The 4,284-nt window shown below is 63.9% G+C and carries 4 protein-coding genes; all 4 read left to right on the top strand.

What is annotated here, in order from left to right:
* Window positions 1-35 precede the first annotated feature (35 nt).
* Entirely contained in the window at window positions 36-1,673 is a 1,638-nt protein-coding gene (locus tag FBR05_14885) for a GAF domain-containing protein (GenBank protein ID MDL1873464.1), read from the top strand.
* Between the two features lie 184 nt (window positions 1,674-1,857).
* The gene (locus FBR05_14880; protein ID MDL1873463.1) at window positions 1,858-2,676 is read left to right on the top strand and encodes a hypothetical protein; all 819 of its coding nucleotides are present in this window, start codon (window positions 1,858-1,860) and stop codon (window positions 2,674-2,676) included.
* Window positions 2,677-2,918: 242 nt separating this feature from the next.
* Entirely contained in the window at window positions 2,919-3,179 is a 261-nt protein-coding gene (locus FBR05_14875) for a hypothetical protein (protein MDL1873462.1), read from the top strand.
* A 126-nt stretch (window positions 3,180-3,305) separates the two neighbouring features.
* Window positions 3,306-4,284, top strand: a 979-nt coding sequence (locus FBR05_14870) for a tetratricopeptide repeat protein (GenBank protein MDL1873461.1), incomplete at its 3' end; no start/stop codon positions are given.

Raw genomic sequence — 4,284 nt, 5'->3', positions numbered from 1 at the left:
AGGCCTTGTTCGAAAACCTACCGGAGGAACTGAAGATGGAAAATCCCAGCATCGCAAGTCGCCCCAGTCCCAATCTGAGCGCGGGCATCCCCGAGGGGAGGTTCCGCCAATTCTGCGAGATCAACCGCCGGATCTCCGAGCGGGCGGGGCTCGACGAGATCCTCGAGCGGGTGATGGACGCCGCGATCGAGCTGAGCGGCGCCGAGCGCGGTTTTCTGCTGCTCAAGGAGGACGGCGCGAAGCAGGGTTCGCTCAAGGGCTTCCGCGTGAAGACGGCGCGGCGCCTGAACCGCGAGGCCCTGGAGGGCGAGGAGTTGAAGTTCTCCTGGACCCTCGTGCAGGGCGCCCTGCGCCAGGGGACGCCGCTGCTCACCGACAACGCCCAGGCGGACGAGCGCTTCCGCGAGGCCCGCTCCGTCGTGCAGTTTCAGCTCAAGTCCGTCTTGGTCCTGCCGATGGAGCTGAACGGAGAGCCCTTCGGCGCGATCTACCTCGACCACCGCTTCGCGCCGGACTGCTTCGCCGGGCAGGACCTCGCCATGCTCTCGGCGCTCGCGGTGCAGGCCACGCTGGCGATCGAAAAGGCGCGCCTGTTGGAAGAGTTGAAGGCCCGCGGCGAACGGTTGGAAAGCCGGGTGAAGGATCAGGAGCAGCAGCTGGAGGAGCTGAGCGGCGAGCTCAGCCAGGCGCGCCGCCGCCTCAAATTCGGCTACGAGGAGATCGTCGGCAAGTCGCGCCCCATGCTTCAGGTCTTGGAGCAGCTCGACCACGTGGCGCCGACTAAGATCCCCGTCTGGATCTTCGGCGAGTCGGGGACGGGCAAGGAGCTCGTCGCGCGGGCCCTGCATCACAACAGCCCCTGGAAATCCAAGCCTTTCGTCTCGGAGAATTGCGGCGCCATCCCGGAGAACCTCCTGGAGAGCGAGCTCTTCGGCTACAAGCGCGGGGCCTTCACGCAGGCCGACCGCGACCGCGTCGGACTGATCCAACAGGCCGACGGCGGGACCTTGTTCCTAGACGAGGTGGCCGACATGTCGCTCGGCATGCAAGCGAAGCTGCTGCGGGTGCTGCAGGAGGGGACGGTGCGGCCCTTGGGCTCCAACCAGCCGGTGAAGGTCGAGTTGCGCCTGGTGACGGCCTCCAACCGCGACCTCGAGGCGATGGTGCGGGAGGGGAAATTCCGGCAGGATCTCTTCTTCCGCATCAACGGCCTGACGATCCGCCTGCCCGCGTTGCGCGAGCGGCGCGAGGACATCCCCGTCCTGGCGCATCACTTGATTCAGAAGGTGGCGAAGGAGTACCGTCTGAAACCCAGTCAGTTGGCGCAGGACGCCTTGCAGTGGCTGATGTCGCGGCCCTGGCCGGGCAACGTGCGCGAGCTGGAGTCGGTGCTGCGCGCGGCCCTGCTCTTCGCCGGCGGGCGGCGCATCGACCGCAAGATGCTGGAGGCCCAGGGCCTGGGCGGGAAGGGGAGCGCCGCCTCCGCGCCGCTGGGCTCGGAGTCGACGGCGGAGCGGGCGCGGCTGGTCGAGCTGCTGCGCCGCCACGCCTACGACAAGAAGAAGATCGCCGGCGAATTGGGGCTCACCCTCAAAAGCGTCTATAATATGTTGGAGAAGTCCGGCCTGCCGACGAAGACGAGCCTGCTCAAGCGGGCGGTGGAGGGGGAGTAGGAGCTTGCCGGGCCCCGGCGACGAGGCCCCTCTTTCAAAAATTTAATTTCAAACACGATTTCCTTACAAAATTATAAGCCCGGCGGCGGGCCTTGGCGGCTAGGGGCCGGATGTCCTTCAAGAATTATCGTCGGGCGCTCTTGGCATCTTCCTTGCTTATTTGAGCTTTGGAAGGAGAGCGCGCATGAGCGTCGTCAAAAAAACCGCCGAGCCCTCGCTCGGGAAAACCACCCATACCTTTTTCTACGACATCTCCAAGGAGGGCAAGGCGGCCTTGAAGATGTCCGTCAGCGAATCCCAACCCGGCAACTTGCAGGAGATGCACCGCTCGCTCAAGTCCGGGCAATATTGCTATCGGCATGAGGGACGCTACGTGATGATGTCGCGCCGGGACGGCGAGCAGCTGGGCCTTAAGCCCATTCCGCTGCGCGAGGGGTGGAAGACCTTCCAGGAATTGAACGGCAAGGACGTCGCGCTGGGCGCGCGCCCGGACCGTTCGCTGGCCGGCCTGGAACGCCGCGCGGCGCCGAAGGCCGTCGCGCCTCGGCCCAAGGCCTCGCCCGTCCTGCCCGCTGCGGCTGCGCGTTCTCCGGCGGGGCCCGAGGCGCAGCCCGCCAAGCCGGCCGTCGCCTATCGCGACAAGGACCGCGAGGTTATTAGGAGCAAAGACGGACGCAAGATTACGGTCGAGAGCGAGATCGTGCTCTATGGTAGTTCGGAAGATTCCGCCGCCGATGCCTCGGCCGTCGCCGGTGATAAAGAGCGCGGCCTCGTCACCACAAAGGACGGACGCAAGATCGAAACCGAGAGTGAGGTCAAGATCTTCGCCAAGGCCCCCGAGAACGCCGAGTCCGATTCACTGGGTTCTCCGGATATCTTTCCTTGGACAAGCGGATTGAATATCTTTGAAACGGCTGACGTGTCCGATCCCGGTCAATTCAATACTCCCACTTCTTTCGTGAGAGACCTGCCCTCATTCCGCCCGATGGTTCGGAAACAGTGACGATTCCAGACGACCGGCCATGCCGAGGCCGCGCGCGGAGCGCGGACTCGGTCGGCGGTTGAAATTATTTGGGAACAAAACTTTAAAATTATAAATTCTTGAATCCTTTAATTTACAAAATGACAATTTTTGAATCGGATATTTTTTTAACTAAATGATTTTATTATACAAAAACAGTTAAAGCAGATCGGCATGGGTCTTGCTTTCTTATTTGGTCGAGACGATTTCTCAAGGAGGACCCGATGAACGAAAGCAAGATTTCCTATACCCCAGCCAGCCCGGCCGAGCCCCGATCCTTCATCCAATACGATGCGAAGGGCGAGGCGGTCGTCTTGCGCAGCAATGTCCGGGACGAGAACATGCATCCCGCCGGCGTACAGCAGGGGGCTCCCAGCGCCGCCTCGGCCGCGACGAAGGCCTCCCTCTCCACCACGGGTTCCATGCGCCTCTTTGGGAGTTTCGGCGATCTCAAGCTCGCCTTCGGAGCCCCCGTCCCCAAATAATGTGGACCGGAGGTTTCACGTGGGATTCCCACTAAAAGCGGCCTATAATAATTTGGAGGCCGGGCCTACCTCGTGGATGCTTGACCCGCCCATCTCGTGCCCCTGCCCGGTTGTTTGGGAGCGCCTATGAGTCAGGGTGCCGTCTCGAATCCTTCGCTCAGTACCTCGATACCTGTCGGAGCGCCGGTCGTTTCGGAGGACCTCTCCGTTGCGCGCGACAAGGCCCCTCCGATTCCCGCGCCACCGGCCGAGGCCGCGCCGCCCGCACCGGACGCCCGGGCCTTGAAACGACTTACCGCTCAAGTCCAGAGCCTCGGCGTTCCGCTCGCCGATCTTTTGGACGAAAAGGGCGGGCTTCCCCCGGAAAAAATGGAAGCGGCCATCCGGCGCATCGCGACCGATGCCAAGCGGCGGGCGGCGAAGGAACCTGACGCGGCGGCGCGCCTCTACCAACACGCCCTCAAGCTTAGCCCGAAGGACCCCGCGCTTCGAACGGAGCTGGCCAAGGCCAAGCTCGCCTGGTCGAACCGGGAAGAGTCCCCGCAGGTGCGCAAGCAGTTGATCGCCGAGGGCCGCGAGGAGCTGCGACGGGTGCTGCGGGAGGACCCGCGTCATCCCGAGGCCCTGCAAACCCTGGCGCTGTCCCTGGGCCTGGATCCCTCCTGGCTTCGCGCCGACGGGGGGATCGACGCGGCCAAGGCCGAGGCGATCCGGACGGAGCTGCTGGGAAAGGGCCCGCGTTCCCTGGAAGCCGCCCTGCGAAAGCTGCCTTTGCTGAATCCATCCGAAAGGGACTCGACCGAACGGGTGAAATGCTTTCAGCGGGACTTGCTCGAGGCCGTCGGCCACGGCACGGATTTTTCCCTGCTCGCCCCCGCCGACCAGAAGGCGGTGCTGCGCGAATTCTTTGCCCGGCGGGCGGCAAAGGCCGGGAAATCGGAAGGGGCGGGAACGGATGAGGCGGCCCTGCGGGAGAATTTTTCCAAAACACGAGGAAAGTGGGAAGGCGCGGATGCCTTGCTCGAGGGCATCGACGGCGAGTTGGAGACGCTCGCCGAGCGGGCGAGCCCGGCGCGGAAGCTCGCGTCGACGACGCCCGAGAGCG

The organism is Deltaproteobacteria bacterium PRO3, from assembly GCA_030263375.1.
In the GTDB taxonomy this organism is placed as follows: domain Bacteria; phylum UBA10199; class UBA10199; order DSSB01; family DSSB01; genus DSSB01.
The sequence above is the reverse complement of the archived record's forward strand: the minus strand, read 5'-3'. Positions and strand labels throughout refer to the sequence as shown.